This window comes from Pseudomonas sp. 1L-E-NC-VB-C3 (genome assembly GCF_057291535.1).
The window spans coordinates 19,632-34,522 of sequence record NZ_JBXAWD010000004.1 but is presented as its reverse complement, the minus strand read 5'-3'; the positions used below and the strand labels follow the sequence as shown (position 1 = coordinate 34,522).

Below are 14,891 nucleotides of genomic sequence, written 5' to 3'. Positions count from 1 at the left end.
ACTGTGCGGCCCGCGCCGGGGCTGTATACTGCCCGGCAAATTCGAGGAGGGCTCCATGGTCGAACAAGTTGAACTGAATCGCCTCTTTTGGCACAGCCGTCGCGGCATGCTTGAGCTTGACGTGCTGCTGGTGCCGTTCGTGCAGGAGGTTTACGCGACGTTGAATCAAGTGGATCGCGATCTGTACGTGCGTTTGCTGACCTGTGAGGATCAGGACATGTTCGGCTGGTTCATGGAGCGCAGCGAGTCGGAAGATCCCGAGCTGCAACGCATGGTCCGGATGATTCTGGATCGTGTCCAGCCCAAGTAATACGTTCGAATGCCGCTGGCATGCCTCACGGCAGTTGCTGGCGGCGTATCTGTTGGCCCAGGCGTTCGCCATGGGCTCGTTGTTTCTTCTGTCGATTCCACTCTGGGCCAGTCTGCTCGGCGCTTGCGTCTGTGCGCTGCATGGTTTTTGGGTGCTGCCACGGCAGATTCTGCTGAACCACCCGAAAGCATTCTGCGGCTTGCGCCGCGATGGCGATGGCTGGCAGGTCTGGAATCAGGCTGATGGCTGGCAAGCGGTGCAACTGCGCCCGGACAGTCTGGCGCTGCCATTGATTGTGGTGTTGCGCTTTCGTTTGCGCGGAGAGTGGCGGGTCAGGTCGATCTGCGTACCACGTGACTCGCAGGCGGCGGATCTGCACCGACGCCTGCGAGTGCGGCTCAAGTTCAGCCGGCGTAGGTGGGCGGCACCAGAATAGTGTCGAGCGCTTCGGGCAGCATATCCGGATAGTCGAGGGTGTAGTGCAGCCCGCGACTTTCCTTGCGTTCCATGGCTGAGCTGATCATCAATTCGGCAACCTGTGCCAGATTGCGCAGCTCGATCAGGTCGCGGCTGACTTTATAGTTGCTGTAAAACTCATCGATCTCATCCAGCAGCAGACGCACCCGGTGCTGCGCCCGTTGCAAGCGCTTGTTGGTGCGCACGATGCCGACGTAGTCCCACATGAATCGGCGCAACTCGTCCCAGTTGTGCGCGATGATCACGTCTTCATCCGAGTCGGTGACCTGGCTGGCGTCCCAAGCGGGCAGGGCGTTTGGCGCCGCGACCTCATCAAGTTGCGCGAGAATGTCCGCCGCTGCCGAACGGGCATAAACGAAGCATTCCAGGAGTGAGTTGCTGGCCATGCGATTGGCGCCGTGCAGGCCGGTGAAGCTGGTTTCGCCGATGGCGTAGAGGCCAGGCACGTCGGTGCGACCGTGCTGATCGACCATCACTCCGCCACAGGTGTAGTGCGCGGCGGGAACCACCGGGATCGGTTGTTTGGTGATGTCGATGCCGAAGCCCAGGCAGCGTTCATAAACAGTCGGGAAGTGAGTTTTTACGAACGATTCAGGCTTGTGGCTGATGTCGAGATATACGCAGTCGACACCCAGGCGCTTCATCTCATGGTCGATGGCCCGCGCGACGATGTCACGAGGCGCCAGCTCGGCGCGTTTGTCGAAGCGATACATGAAGCGCTCGCCGTTGGGCAGCTTCAAATGCGCGCCCTCGCCACGCAGGGCCTCGGTGATGAGGAAGCTTTTGGCCTGCGGGTGATACAGACAGGTCGGATGGAACTGGTTGAATTCCAGGTTCGCCACCCGGCAACCGGAGCGCCAGGCCATGGCGATGCCGTCACCGCAGGCGCCGTCGGGGTTGCTGGTATAAAGGTAGACCTTGGCCGCGCCGCCCGAAGCCAGAATCACGAAACGTGCGCCGTAGGTGTCGACTTCGCCCGTGGCGCGGTTCAGCACGTAAGCGCCCAGGCAACGATCGCCTTCCATGCCCAAGCGGCGTTCGGTGATCAGATCGACGGCGACGCGCTGTTCCAGCAATTCGATGTTTTCACGCTCTTTGGCCTGGGCCAGCAAGGTTTTGAAGATCGCGGCACCGGTGGCGTCTGCAGCATGGATGATGCGCCGATGACTGTGGCCGCCTTCGCGTGTCAGGTGAAATTCGAAACCACCATCTTCAGTGCCGGACTGTTCGTCGCGGGTGAACGGCACACCCTGGTCAATCAGCCATTGGATGGCTTCGCGGCTGTGCTCGACGGTGAAACGCACAGCGTCTTCGTGACACAAGCCGCCGCCAGCGTTGAGGGTGTCGTCGACGTGGGATTCGACAGTATCGGTATCGTCGAGCACGGCGGCAACGCCACCCTGGGCCCAGAATGTCGAACCGTTGGCGAGGTCGCCCTTGCTCAATACGGCAATGCGCAGATGACCGGGCAAGGTCAAAGCGAGAGTCAAACCGGCAGCACCGCTGCCAATCACCAGAACATCGTGTTGGAACTGTTGGCTCATTTCAGGATTCCGCTCAAAGCGACCCGGGTCGGGGTTGGCGCAAGACAGCTGGATCGGCGAGTCAAGACAGCCACACAGCCCACTAGTATATAGAGGGGTTGGGCGGCACAATAGCCAGGCCCAGATGGCATTGTGAGACTACTGCGCAGTAAAAAGCGCTGTGCTTCGTCGGAAGTTTTTTTCATCGGTTTTGAAAAATGACACCTGTATCGGCGCTGAAACAGTCTTTTCCGAGCAGGGTTGCGCAATGTCAGGTGGGTACGGCTATAAATAATTGGAACTTTTGCCAAAGGCCCAAGATCAATAGACGGTGCCAGAAACCAGGGACAGTGTCGGCTTCAGTGCGGAATCTGCGTTTGGATTCCTGCCGGCGAAACCGATAACAAGATTATTCGCGCAGCCGGTTTATCCCGCGCTGCGTTTTTCGTGCGTGCCAAATCAGAGCCCGCAGGAAACTTGCTTGGAGGGGGAGAACTTTTGCGAAAAGCCCGAGTCTATGTTTGCAAGTCTGGTCGTTTAGTAATGCAAGTCTCCTCCGGGCTTATCGAGGAGTGTTCATGCTAACCCAGGAAGAGGATCAGCAGCTGGTCGAACGCGTACAGCGTGGCGACAAGCGAGCTTTCGATCTGCTGGTGCTGAAATATCAGCACAAAATTCTCGGGTTGATCGTGCGTTTTGTGCACGACACCCATGAAGCCCAGGACGTTGCTCAGGAAGCCTTTATCAAGGCGTATCGGGCACTTGGAAATTTCCGCGGTGACAGTGCGTTTTATACGTGGCTGTACCGTATTGCCATTAACACGGCAAAGAACTACCTGGTTTCCCGCGGCCGTCGGCCGCCGGATAGCGATGTAAGTTCGGAGGATGCAGAGTTCTACGATGGCGATCACGGCCTCAAGGATCTCGAATCACCAGAGCGTGCATTGCTGCGGGATGAGATCGAAGGCACCGTCCATCGGACCATCCAGCAACTGCCAGAGGATTTGCGTACGGCTTTAACTTTACGTGAATTCGATGGTCTGAGTTACGAGGACATTGCGAGCGTCATGCAGTGTCCGGTGGGTACCGTGCGCTCCCGGATTTTCCGCGCTCGGGAGGCCATCGACAAAGCCCTGCAACCGTTGTTGCAGGAAAACTGAGACAGCGGCGACAGCCAAGAGAGGAACGCCATGAGTCGTGAAGCCCTGCAGGAATCGCTGTCCGCAGTGATGGATAACGAAGCGGACGAACTGGAATTGCGTCGAGTGCTTAGCGCACTGGATGATGTTGATACCCGTGAGACCTGGGCTCGTTACCAGATCGCTCGGGCAGCCATGCACAAGGATCTGCTGCTTCCGCGTCTGGATATCGCTGCGGCAGTGTCCGCTGCGCTGGAAGACGAAACGGCTCCGGCCAAAGTATCCCGCAGCCCATGGCGCAACCTGGGTCGCCTCGCTGTTGCCGCTTCGGTAACCGTGGCCGTTCTGGCCGGTGTTCGCCTGTACAACCAGGACGAAATCGCTGGTGTTGAACTGGCCCAGCAGTCGAATCAGCCTACTCTGGCCACTCCACAGGTCAAAGGTCCGGCAGTTCTGGCTGGTTACAGCGAAAGCTCGGAAGCGACTGGTCCTATGGCTAACGGCGTTCTGCAAGGACAGCCAGGCTGGCATGATCAGCGTCTGCCAGGCTATCTGCGTCAGCACGCTCAGCAGGCTGCACTCAAAGGAACTGAAAGCGCGCTGCCATACGCACGTGCCGCAAGCCTGGAAAACCGTTAAGGAGGATCATGCGCGCCATCCCTCTACTTTCGCTTCTGCTCAGTGGCTGGTTCATCGTTCCAGCCCACGCTGACGAGGCCCAGGACTGGTTGACCCGTCTGGGCCAGGCCGAGCAGCAGCAAAGCTTTCACGGTACTTTCGTTTACGAGCGCAACGGCAGTTTTTCCACGCACAACATCTGGCACCGTGTCCAGAATGGCCAGGTCCGCGAGCGGTTATTGCAGCTCGACGGTTCGGCTCAGGAAGTCGTGCGCATTGATGGACGAACTCAATGCGTCAGCGGCACCCTGATTGCGGGATTGGGTGACTCGCCCAACGCTGCCGCCCGTGCGCTGGACCCCAAAAAGCTGAAGAATTGGTATGACCTTGCTGTCATTGGCAAGTCGCGCGTGGCCGGTCGTGATGCAGTGATCGTGTCGCTGACCCCTCGTGATCAGCACCGATACGGTTTCGAGCTGCATCTGGACAAGAAAACCGGCCTGCCGCTCAAGTCGTTGCTGTTGAACGATAAAGGGCAATTGCTCGAGCGCTTTCAGTTCACCAGCCTCGACACCGATGAAATCCCGTCGGACAAGGATTTGCTGGCAGACGCCGATTGCAAGCCGATCAACATCGCAAGCGACAAGGCTTCTGCGGCGAAGACCGTGCAAAACTGGCGCTCGGACTGGCTGCCGCCAGGCTTCGAGCTGACCAGCAGCAGTTCGCACAAGGATGCGCAGACCAAGACCCAGGTCAGCAGCCTGATGTATGACGATGGCCTGGCGCGTTTCTCCGTGTTCCTTGAGCCGTTGAACGGTGCAACCGTCACCGATACTCGTACCCAGTTGGGCCCTACCGTCGCGGTATCCCGTCGTTTGACTACACCGCAAGGTGAAATGATGGTCACGGTGGTTGGCGAAATCCCGATTGGCACCGCCGAACGAATTGCTCTATCGATGCGTAACAACGATGGCGCTGCGACCAGCAAGCAGTGAGCTGATTTCAGTCATTTCCACCTCGTCGTCGAGACGTCGAAATGTTTGCTGAGCATTTTCATTTGCAAAACCCCTGAAAATTTTTTATAGGTCAGAGCCTCACGGCTCTGGCCTTGTTTGTTGTTCCCGGAACAAAAATACCGGTCTGTGGTTTCCGGTGTTCCTTTGCTCCATATCGCTTAACCCTGCTCGTCGTAACGGGAGCTGTATGTCGATACCTAGTTTGAAATCTTATCTTTCCATCTTCGCCACCGTGCTGTTGCTCGGTCAGGCGGTCCCTGCTGCGCAAGCGGCCGATCTGCCTGATTTCACCCAGTTGGTCGAACAAGCGTCGCCAGCGGTAGTGAATATCAGTACCACGCAGAAACTGCCGGACCGTCGCGTGAATCAGCAGATGCCGGATCTGGAAGGTCTGCCACCGATGCTGCGCGAATTCTTTGAGCGCGGCATGCCGCCTCAGCAGCGCTCGCCGCGTGGCGACGGGCGTCAGCGTGAAGCGCAATCGCTGGGTTCGGGGTTCATCATTTCGCCGGACGGCTACATCCTCACCAACAACCACGTGATCGCCGATGCTGACGAAATCCTCGTCCGTCTGGCTGACCGCAGTGAGATGAAAGCCAAGCTGGTCGGCACCGATCCACGTTCCGACGTGGCGTTGCTGAAAATCGAAGGCAAGGATCTGCCGGTGCTCAAGCTCGGCAAATCCCAGGATCTGAAGGCTGGCCAGTGGGTCGTCGCGATCGGTTCGCCATTCGGCTTTGACCACACCGTGACCCAAGGCATCGTCAGCGCCGTCGGTCGTAGCCTGCCAAACGAAAACTATGTGCCGTTCATTCAGACCGACGTGCCGATCAACCCGGGCAACTCCGGTGGCCCGCTGTTCAACCTGAACGGTGAAGTGGTCGGCATCAACTCGCAGATCTACACCCGCTCCGGTGGCTTCATGGGCGTTTCGTTTGCCATCCCGATCGACGTGGCTATGGACGTTTCCAATCAGCTCAAAAGCGGTGGCAAAGTCAGCCGCGGCTGGCTGGGCGTGGTCATTCAGGAAGTGAACAAGGACCTCGCCGAGTCATTTGGTCTGGACAAGCCAGCTGGCGCGCTGGTAGCGCAGATCCAGGATGACGGCCCTGCGGCCAAGGGCGGCCTGCAGGTTGGCGACGTGATCCTGAGCATGAACGGTCAGCCGATCGTCATGTCTGCCGATCTGCCGCATCTGGTCGGCGCGCTGAAGGCTGGCGCCAAAGCTAATCTGGAAGTGATTCGAGAAGGCAAGCGCAAGAACGTCGAGCTGACTGTCGGCGCAATCCCGGACGAGGATAAAGAGCTGGACGCACTGCCGAAATCCGGCGCGGAAAGCAGCAGCAACCGCTTGGGTGTTGCGGTCGGCGAATTGACCGCCGAGCAGAAGAAAGCCTACGACCTCAAAGGTGGTGTGGTGATCAAGGAAGTGCAGGACGGTCCTGCGGCCCTGATCGGTCTGCAGCCGGGTGATGTGATTACTCATCTGAACAACCAGGCCATCGGCTCGGCCAAGGAGTTCACCGACATTGCCAAGGCATTGCCGAAGAACCGTTCGGTGTCGATGCGCGTGCTGCGTCAGGGCCGTGCCAGCTTCATCACCTTTAAACTGGCTGAATAAGCCAGCAACAAGGTAAAAAAGAAACCGCCTCGAAAGAGGCGGTTTTTTTGTGTCTGAAGTTTTTGTCTTGCTTGGAAAGACTCAGCCCATCATGTCCTTGACCATACGCTCCTGTTCCATCAGCTCACGCTGGCGGGCATCGATGCGTGAGGACAGCGGGAAGTTGTTGCCAGCCTTGCGCTTGGCGAAGTCCAACTGCTGAATGGCCTGGCGGTAATCGCCGACCAGCGCAAAATACTCGGCTCGCGCCTGATGCAGGCCGATGATGTTGCCCGACAAGCCACGGGTTTCAGCAACCTGATACCAGACGTCCGGATCATCCGGGCGGGACTTGAGCAGGCTGTCCAGCGCCTTCTCGGCATCGGCGGCGCGATTCTGTTTCAACAGCAGATCGACACGCACCTGATTCAGCGGATAGTTGCCCGGGAACTGCGTGAGCATGCGGTCGACCCGTGACTGCGCATCGGGCAGGCGATTGTTGGTGATGTCCAGATCGACCTGCGCGAGGTTGTAGATGATCTCGTTCGGCGACTTGGCCAACAATTGCTTGAGGTTCTCGCGGGCTTCGTTGAGCTGGCCGCCCTTGATCTGGGCGATGGCGAGGCCGTAACGCGCGACATCGTTTTTCGGGTTCTCATCGAGCAGGGCGCGGAAACGCTTGGCGCCCAGCCCCGGGGTTTCCTCGTAGATCAACTGCACCCGCGCGCGAATCAACTGGTAGCGCATGCTGTCTTCGATGCCGCCCGGTTTCGCCTGCTCGGCGCGGTTGCGGGTGTCGGCGATACGCGATTCGGTAACCGGGTGGGTCAGGAGGAATTCTGGCGGTTTGGCGTCAAAGCGGTACTGGCGCATCAGGCGTTCGAACATGGTCGGCATCGACCGCGGATCGTAACCGGCCTTTTCCAGGTTGAGGATGCCGATGCGATCCGCCTCCTGTTCGTTTTGTCGCGAGAAGCGCCGTTGCTCCTGCAACGCCGCAGCCTGGGTGCCAGCGATGGTGGCGATGCCGGCATCACCGCCGCCGGCCGCCGCAATGACAATGCCGGCCAGCAACGCGGCCATCATCGGCACCTGCATTCTTTGTGAGGCTTCCACCCCGCGAGCAAAGTGACGTTGCGACAAGTGCGCCAATTCGTGGGCGAGCACCGAGGCGTATTCACCTTCGGTTTGCGCATTGAGGAACAGGCCGCCGTTGACCCCGACTACGCCGCCCGGTGCAGCGAAGGCGTTGAGCTGCGGGCTGTTGATCAGGATGAATTCCAGACGTCGGTCGGAGACCTGGCTGGTCTCCACCAGTTTATAGACGCTGGATTCGACGTAATCCTTGAGTTGCGGATCGTTGAGCTGGGAAACCTGACTGCGCAGCATGGCCAGCCAGGCACGGCCGAGCTGGTATTCCTGTTGCGGCGAGACAATGGCAGAGCTGGCGTCGCCGAGTGACGGCAGATCGTCGGCAAAGCCTGGTGAGGCGAGCAGGCAAGCGAGCGTCAGCAGGGTAGGGCGCAGAAAAGTCATGCACAAAGCCTTGGAGGACAAAGACCTTACTGTAGCCGGACACCGAAGCCGCGACCAGATATTCTAGGCAGCTCGACAACCCGAACCGGAGTGACGCAATGACTGACGCTGTAGCCCACGACGTGGAACTGGACGCCAGTGGCCTGAACTGTCCGTTGCCGTTGCTAAAGGCAAAAATGGAGCTCAATAAACTGCAAAGCGGCGCTGTACTCAAGGTCATCGCTACCGATGCCGGCTCGCAACGCGACTTCCGCACCTTTGCCAAATTGGCCGGTCATGCGCTGTTGCGCGAAGAAGACGAGGCTGGCGTCTACCGTTACTGGTTGAAAAAAGCCTGACGCGAGCGCGTTAACAATCGAAGGGATTATTGATGTTCAAAGTGTTACGCGACTGGATTCAGCGCTACTTCTCCGATGAAGAAGCCGTGGTGCTGGCAGTGCTGCTGTTTCTCGCCTTCACCGCCGTGCTCACCCTCGGCGGCATGCTTGCGCCGGTCTTGGCGGGCATGGTGCTGGCGTATCTGATGCAGGGCCTGGTGGTGACGCTCGAGCGGCTGCGCGTGCCGGGCGGCGTGGCGGTGGGGCTGGTGTTTGCGCTGTTCATGGGCGCGCTGATGCTGTTCATCGTCGTGGTCCTGCCGCTGCTATGGCATCAATTGATCACGCTGTTCAACGAGTTGCCGGGCATGCTCGCCAAGTGGCAATCGCTGCTGCTTCTATTGCCCGAGCGCTATCCGCATCTGGTGTCCGACGAGCAAGTCTTGCAAGCCATCGAGGCGGCGCGGGGCGAGATTGGCAAGTTCGGTCAGTGGGCACTGACTTTCTCGTTGTCGAGTTTGCCGCTGCTGGTGAACATCATGATCTACCTTGTGCTGGTGCCGATTCTGGTGTTCTTTTTCCTCAAGGATCGGGCGATGATCGGTGAGTGGGTGCGCGGCTATCTGCCTCGCGAGCGCGCCCTGATCACCCGTGTCGCCCAGGAAATGAACCGGCAGATCGCCAATTACATTCGGGGCAAAGGTATCGAGATCGTGATCTGCGGCGGCGTGACCTACATCGCCTTCATCGCGCTGGGCCTGAACTACGCGGCGTTGTTGGCGTTGCTGGTAGGTTTGTCGGTGGTGGTGCCGTATGTCGGTGCGGTAGTGGTGACCGTGCCGGTGCTGCTGATTGCGCTGTTCCAGTGGGGCTGGAGCGATCAGTTCATCTACCTGATGGCGGTCTACGGAATCATTCAGACGCTGGACGGCAACGTGCTGGTGCCGTTGCTGTTTTCGGAAGCAGTGAACCTGCATCCGGTGGCGATCATCTGCGCGGTGTTGTTGTTTGGCGGATTGTGGGGATTCTGGGGTGTGTTCTTTGCGATCCCGCTGGCGACGCTGTTCAAGGCTGTGCTCGATGCGTGGCCGCGCAAGGAGCCGGTGGTGGCGCCGTTGCTTTAAATCGGGGTGAGGCTTTTGGCCTCATCGCTGGCAAGCCAGCTCCCACAGGTTTTGTATGTGCTGAACCCTGTGGGAGCTGGCTTGCCAGCGATGGCGTCGGTGACGACGCAGCAAAAACATCAGGCTTTATTCAGAGCCTCAGCCGCCGCCAGCACGGCATCAACATGCCCCGGCACTTTCACGCCACGCCATTCCTGACGCAGCACACCGTCCTTATCAATCAGGAAAGTGCTGCGATCAACGCCCAGGTATTCCTTGCCATACAGCTTTTTCAGCTTGATCACGTCGAACAGCTGGCAAACCGCCTCGTCCTTATCGCTGATCAGCTCGAATGGAAATTCCTGTTTGCCTTTGAAGTTTTCGTGCGACTTCAAGCTGTCGCGGGAAATGCCGAAGACTTCGGTGTTGGCAGCCTTGAATGCCGCATATTGATCGCGAAAGCCCTGGCCTTGAGTGGTGCAGCCCGGGGTGCTGTCCTTTGGGTAGAAGTAGATCACCACTTGCTTGCCCTTGAGTTCGGACAGGCTGACGGTCTGCCCGCTGGTCGCAGGCGCGGTGAAATCCGCAACCGGTTGGTCGATGACAACGGCCATGAAAGCTTCCTTACATTGGGTTTTGTGGGCGCCAAGGCTCGATCAGGGCATCCAGGTTCATCGCGTCGGCGAAATCGAGGAACTGATCGCGCAGCCAGCTGATCTGGGTGTTGGCCGGCAGGGTCACGGTGAACGTGGCGTTGAGCATGGTGCCGCCGGTCTGCGGAGCCTGGTAAGTGTCGCAGGTGAGGTTTTCCAGTTCGACGTTATGGTCCATGAAGAACTGGCACAGCTCATTGATGATGTCCGGGCGATACGCCGAGCTGACGTAAGCCACGTAAGGCAGCGCTTGCGGACGATTTTCCAGAGCGGCGCTGCGCACCACGTTGACGGTGAAAGCGTGACGCTTGGCCAGCAATGGCAGGCTGCCTTCGAGGCGCGCGAGGGCGTCCCAGCTACCGGAAACTTCCAGCACCAGAGCGCTGCACTCGCCGTGGCGGGTCAGGCGAGAGGTGACGACAGCGCAGCGGTTTTCATGGCTGGCGCGGCACAGGACGTTGGTCAGCTCCATGGGGTTGGCGCCGAGGGCACTGATGACAAGGAATTGTTCGCGAACTGTGGGGGTGGACATGCAGCATTCCTAAAGCGATGAGCGGTCGGTAGGTTGACGGGCATTGGTGGCCGGGCGTGCCTGTTCTGGCGGTCCGTATAAAGAGCCCCGGCCAGCGTTCGCGGCTCGCTCCACTGTGCGGGAGCGCGTCGATGCGACGCAGGAACGGGGCCTGGGAGGCCGAAAGGGGAGGCTGAAACCCGGCGTACAAGCTGATCTGTACCGATCAAAGTCTGAAGGGTAGCGAAAAGCGGCGCCAAGGGGAATGGCAGCGGCGCAGTACTTCGCTTGTGCAAGCATCTTGGCGCCAGTACCATTACCGCTCTCTTTTTCCGGCAGGAGCGGTTTCATGATTGCGGGCAGTATGGTGGCACTGGTCACTCCCATGGATGCACAAGGGCGTCTTGACTGGGACAGCCTCAGCAAACTCGTGGACTTCCACCTCAAGAACGGCACCCATGCCATCGTCGCCGTCGGTACTACCGGCGAGTCGGCCACCCTTGATGTAGAAGAGCACATCGCCGTCATCAAAGCCGTGGTCAAACAGGTTGCCGGGCGCATTCCGGTCATCGCCGGCACCGGCGCAAATTCGACCCGCGAAGCCGTCGAGCTGACCCGCAACGCCAAGGCTGCCGGCGCCGATGCCTGCCTGCTGGTGGTTCCTTATTACAACAAGCCGACCCAGGAAGGCCTGTACCAGCACTTCAAGCACATCGCTGAAGCGGTCGACATTCCGCAGATTCTCTACAACGTTCCCGGCCGCACCTCCTGCGACATGCAGGCCGAGACGGTGATTCGCCTGTCCACCGTGCCGAACATCATCGGCATCAAGGAAGCCACCGGCGACCTCAAACGCGCCAAAGCGATCATCGATGGCGTGAGCAAGGATTTCATCGTGCTGTCCGGCGATGATCCGACCGCTGTTGAGCTGATCCTGCTGGGCGGCAAAGGCAACATCTCGGTCACCGCCAACGTCGCCCCGCGCGAAATGGCTGACCTGTGCGAGGCCGCGCTGAAGGGCGACGCCGATACCGCACGCGCAATCAACGAAAAACTGATGCCGCTGCACAAGGACCTGTTCATCGAAGCCAACCCGATTCCGGTGAAGTGGGCTTTGGTCGAAATGGGCCTGATGCACGAAGGCATCCGCCTGCCACTGACCTGGCTGAGCACCCCTTGTCATGAAACGCTGCGCTCGGCCCTGCGCCAGTGCAACGTCCTGGTTTAATTGAGGAAGTACAACGCATGAAGCGAATGGCCGGACTTTCCGCACTTGCCTTGATTATCTCCAGCACCAGTGGCTGCGGATGGGTCTGGGGGCCGGAAGGTTATTTCCGCGACCGTGGAAGCGATTACCTGCAAGCGCAACAGACTGCACCGATGCAATTGCCACCGGATGTGAGCACTGCCAAGCGCCTCGATCCGCTGTTGCCGATCCCGCGCAACGTGGCCGATGACACCGCGACGGGCGAATACGTCGTGCCGCGTCCTCAGCCGCTGTCGGCGGTTGCCGATGCCACTGATTACTCGCTGCAGAAGAGCGGTGATTCGCGTTGGGTCGTAGCCCAGCATCCACCGGCCGAAGTCTGGCCAGTGGCGCTGCAGTTCTTCCAGGACAACGGTTTCCGTCTGGATGAACAGCGTCCGCAGACCGGCGAGTTCACCACTACCTGGCAGCACTCCGACGAGCTGTCCGCTTCGATGGCCAAGCGCCTGAGTGCGGCCGGTATCGCCAGCGACAGCGAAACCCGTGTGCGCGTACGTATCGAGCCGGGCGTGCAGCGCAACACCAGTGAAATCTACGTAGTCAGCGCCGAGCGTCCTGCCGGCAGCACGGCCGACGTGGCCTTCACCAACCGTTCGGTCAACACTGGCCTGGACGCTGCGCTGGTCGACGACATGCTCGCGAGCATGAGTCGCACCTCCGAGAAGGGCGGCTCGGTGTCGATGCTGGCCTCGCGTGATTTCGACGCGCCGAGCCGTGTCAGCCTGAACGAAGACGGCAGCGGCAACCCGGTGTTGAACGTCGGTACCGATCTGGACCGCGCCTGGTCGAGCGTCGGCCGTGCGCTGGAACAGGGCGAATGGCGCGTTGAAGACATCAACCGCAGCCTGGGCCTTTACTACATCAACCTGGCCGAAAAAGCCGAGAAGAAAGACGACAAGCCTGGCTTCTTCAGCAGCCTGTTCGGCAGTGCGCCGAGCAAGGAAGAAGTCGAAGCCCGCGCCGAGCGTTATCAGGTTCGCCTGAGCAAGGTGGGCGAGAACATCCAGGTCACCGTCGAAAAGAACATCAACACCGTCGCGCCGGCCGATGTCGCGCGTAAAGTGTTGAGCGTGATTCAGGACAACCTGGGCTGATCCGATATGCGTTTTGCCGTTCTCGGCAGCGGTAGCCAAGGGAACGGCACGCTGATCGCCAGTGCTGATACGTACGTGCTGGTGGATTGTGGTTTTTCCCTGCGGGAAACCGAAAGACGTCTGTTGCGCCTGGGTGTGCACCCGGCGCAACTGAGCGCGATACTCGTGACCCACGAACATGCCGACCACGTGCATGGCGTGGGTTTGCTGTCTCGGCGCTACAATCTGCCGGTCTACCTCAGTCGCGGCACACTGCGCGGGATGCGCAAACCGCTGGAACCGGCAGGCTTTCTCGCCGGCGGCGAGCAACTGCAGATCGGCGCACTGAACGTCGGGGTCATTGCCGTGGCCCATGACGCGCAGGAGCCGACCCAGTACGTCTTCAGCGATCAGGAACAGCGGCGCTTCGGCCTGCTGACCGACCTGGGATCGTTCTGCGAGCGGGTGCTGGATGGCTATCGGGACCTCGATGCATTGATGATCGAGTCCAACCATTGCCGCGACATGCTGGCTCGTGGTCACTACCCGTACTTTCTCAAGCAGCGGGTGGGCGGCGAACGCGGACATCTGAACAACCATCAGGCGGCATTCCTGGTGGCCGAGTTGGGCTGGCAGGGCTTGCAACACCTGGTCCTGGCCCATCTGAGCAGCAAGAACAACCTGCCGCAGCTGGCCCGGCAATGTTTTGTCGACACCCTCGGGTGCGACCCGGACTGGCTGCAACTGGCCGATCAAGATTCAGGGCTCGACTGGCGCCACATCGCCTAGCCCACCTACTTAGCAAGCGGAGCCCATCATGGAAAAACGTGAAGAACTCTACCGCGGCAAAGCCAAATCGGTTTACAAGACCGACGACGCTGACCGCTTGATCCTGCTGTTTCGCAACGACACTTCGGCGTTCGACGGCAAGCGCATCGAACAGCTCGATCGCAAAGGTATGGTGAACAACAAGTTCAACGCCTTCATCATGCAGAAACTCGAAGCGGCCGGCGTGCCGACCCAATTCGACAAACTGCTGGGCGACAACGAGTGCCTGGTGAAGAAGCTCGACATGATCCCGGTGGAATGCGTCGTGCGTAACTACGCCGCCGGCAGCCTGGTCAAGCGTCTGGGTGTCGAGGAGGGCATGAAGCTCAACCCGTACACCTTCGAACTGTTCTTGAAGGACGACGCCAAGGGCGACCCGTTCATCAACGAATCCCACGTTGTTGCATTCGGCTGGGGCACCGCCGAGCAACTGGTGCGCATGAAGGAACTGTCGCTCAAGGTCAACGAAGTCCTGAGCAAACTGTTCGACGACGCCGGCCTGCTGCTGGTCGACTTCAAGCTTGAATTCGGCGTGTTCAGCGACGGCTCCATAGTCCTCGGCGACGAGTTCAGCCCGGACGGCTGCCGTCTGTGGGACAAGGACACCAAGAAGAAGATGGACAAGGACCGCTTCCGCCAGGGCCTCGGTGACGTCATCGAAGCCTACGAAGAAGTCGCCGCTCGTCTGGGCGTACCGCTTTAATCGACGCAAGCATCTGATAGCACGGAAAAAATTTCGTTTGGGGGGTTCGCAACCGACGAAAGTGTTGTTATGATGCGCGCCGTTGGAGAGATGCCAGAGTGGCCGAATGGGACGGATTCGAAATCCGTTGTACCTTCACCGGTACCTAGGGTTCGAATCCCTATCTCTCCGCCATTATTGAACAAGACGAAGCCCCCGTAATCATTGCTGATTACGG

General features: G+C 59.4%; 16 protein-coding genes and 1 tRNA gene. 13 read left to right on the top strand and 4 right to left on the bottom strand.

The genetic code is table 11. The features are described 5' to 3' along the window. The first annotated feature begins 55 nt into the window (after positions 1-55). Positions 56-310, top strand: coding sequence for an FAD assembly factor SdhE (locus tag AC0Z5Z_RS07955; RefSeq protein WP_007911418.1), 255 nt, complete (start codon positions 56-58; stop codon positions 308-310). After that, positions 294-746 carry a protein YgfX gene (locus AC0Z5Z_RS07950; RefSeq protein WP_095180600.1) on the top strand — a complete coding sequence of 151 codons (453 nt, stop codon included), beginning with the start codon at positions 294-296 and terminating at the stop codon, positions 744-746. The genes AC0Z5Z_RS07955 and AC0Z5Z_RS07950 overlap by 17 nt, the downstream gene beginning before the upstream one ends. Here AC0Z5Z_RS07950 and nadB read toward each other — a convergent pair. Beyond that, positions 715-2,331, bottom strand: a complete 1,617-nt coding sequence (nadB, locus tag AC0Z5Z_RS07945; protein WP_150742396.1) for an L-aspartate oxidase — start codon at positions 2,329-2,331, stop codon at positions 715-717. The genes AC0Z5Z_RS07950 and nadB overlap by 32 nt on opposite strands. 557 nt (positions 2,332-2,888) lie before the next feature. Between nadB and rpoE the strand changes: the two genes are divergently transcribed. From rpoE to AC0Z5Z_RS07925, 4 genes are all read left to right on the top strand, one after another. Next, positions 2,889-3,470 carry an RNA polymerase sigma factor RpoE/AlgU gene (gene rpoE / locus AC0Z5Z_RS07940; RefSeq protein WP_003172477.1) on the top strand — a complete coding sequence of 194 codons (582 nt, stop codon included), beginning with the start codon at positions 2,889-2,891 and terminating at the stop codon, positions 3,468-3,470. Between the two features lie 30 nt (positions 3,471-3,500). Continuing rightward, on the top strand, positions 3,501-4,088 hold the full coding sequence (locus AC0Z5Z_RS07935) for a sigma-E factor negative regulatory protein (protein ID WP_008077804.1): 588 nt from the start codon (positions 3,501-3,503) through the stop codon (positions 4,086-4,088). 8 nt (positions 4,089-4,096) lie between these two features. Then, positions 4,097-5,062 (top strand): MucB/RseB C-terminal domain-containing protein, encoded by a 966-nt coding sequence (locus AC0Z5Z_RS07930; protein WP_122691665.1) that lies wholly within the window; start codon positions 4,097-4,099, stop codon positions 5,060-5,062. 208 nt (positions 5,063-5,270) lie between these two features. Further along, on the top strand, positions 5,271-6,704 hold the full coding sequence (locus AC0Z5Z_RS07925; protein WP_150742398.1) for a DegQ family serine endoprotease: 1,434 nt from the start codon (positions 5,271-5,273) through the stop codon (positions 6,702-6,704). A gap of 81 nt (positions 6,705-6,785) precedes the next feature. On the opposite strand, the gene AC0Z5Z_RS07920 is transcribed toward AC0Z5Z_RS07925, so the two are convergent. Further along, a complete protein-coding gene (locus tag AC0Z5Z_RS07920) occupies positions 6,786-8,219 on the bottom strand; it encodes a M48 family metalloprotease (RefSeq protein ID WP_024011999.1) in 1,434 nt (477 codons plus the stop codon). Positions 8,220-8,317: 98 nt separating this feature from the next. Between AC0Z5Z_RS07920 and AC0Z5Z_RS07915 the strand changes: the two genes are divergently transcribed. Together AC0Z5Z_RS07915 and AC0Z5Z_RS07910 are read left to right on the top strand one after the other, a co-directional pair. After that, the gene (locus AC0Z5Z_RS07915; RefSeq protein WP_016771269.1) at positions 8,318-8,557 is read left to right on the top strand and encodes a sulfurtransferase TusA family protein; all 240 of its coding nucleotides are present in this window, start codon (positions 8,318-8,320) and stop codon (positions 8,555-8,557) included. A 32-nt stretch (positions 8,558-8,589) separates the two neighbouring features. Then, positions 8,590-9,660: an AI-2E family transporter gene (locus tag AC0Z5Z_RS07910; protein ID WP_016771268.1), complete on the top strand. Its 1,071-nt coding sequence runs from the start codon at positions 8,590-8,592 to the stop codon at positions 9,658-9,660. 119 nt (positions 9,661-9,779) lie between these two features. On the opposite strand, the gene AC0Z5Z_RS07905 is transcribed toward AC0Z5Z_RS07910, so the two are convergent. Together AC0Z5Z_RS07905 and AC0Z5Z_RS07900 are read right to left on the bottom strand one after the other, a co-directional pair. Further along, positions 9,780-10,253, bottom strand: coding sequence for a peroxiredoxin (locus AC0Z5Z_RS07905; protein ID WP_041478861.1), 474 nt, complete (start codon positions 10,251-10,253; stop codon positions 9,780-9,782). A gap of 10 nt (positions 10,254-10,263) precedes the next feature. Beyond that, positions 10,264-10,824: a glycine cleavage system transcriptional repressor gene (locus AC0Z5Z_RS07900; RefSeq protein WP_024012001.1), complete on the bottom strand. Its 561-nt coding sequence runs from the start codon at positions 10,822-10,824 to the stop codon at positions 10,264-10,266. A 328-nt stretch (positions 10,825-11,152) separates the two neighbouring features. On the opposite strand from AC0Z5Z_RS07900, the gene dapA reads away from it, so the two are divergent. The 5 genes from dapA to AC0Z5Z_RS07875 all read left to right on the top strand — a co-directional run bounded on the left by dapA (position 11,153) and on the right by AC0Z5Z_RS07875 (position 14,848). After that, positions 11,153-12,031: a 4-hydroxy-tetrahydrodipicolinate synthase gene (gene dapA, locus AC0Z5Z_RS07895; protein ID WP_016771265.1), complete on the top strand. Its 879-nt coding sequence runs from the start codon at positions 11,153-11,155 to the stop codon at positions 12,029-12,031. 17 nt (positions 12,032-12,048) lie between these two features. Continuing rightward, positions 12,049-13,164: an outer membrane protein assembly factor BamC gene (gene bamC / locus AC0Z5Z_RS07890; protein ID WP_016771264.1), complete on the top strand. Its 1,116-nt coding sequence runs from the start codon at positions 12,049-12,051 to the stop codon at positions 13,162-13,164. 6 nt (positions 13,165-13,170) lie between these two features. Next, positions 13,171-13,932, top strand: coding sequence for an MBL fold metallo-hydrolase (locus AC0Z5Z_RS07885; protein ID WP_024012002.1), 762 nt, complete (start codon positions 13,171-13,173; stop codon positions 13,930-13,932). Between the two features lie 28 nt (positions 13,933-13,960). After that, positions 13,961-14,674 (top strand): phosphoribosylaminoimidazolesuccinocarboxamide synthase, encoded by a 714-nt coding sequence (purC, locus tag AC0Z5Z_RS07880; protein ID WP_150636519.1) that lies wholly within the window; start codon positions 13,961-13,963, stop codon positions 14,672-14,674. 84 nt (positions 14,675-14,758) lie between these two features. Next, positions 14,759-14,848 (top strand) — tRNA-Ser (locus tag AC0Z5Z_RS07875). Positions 14,849-14,891 lie beyond the last annotated feature (43 nt).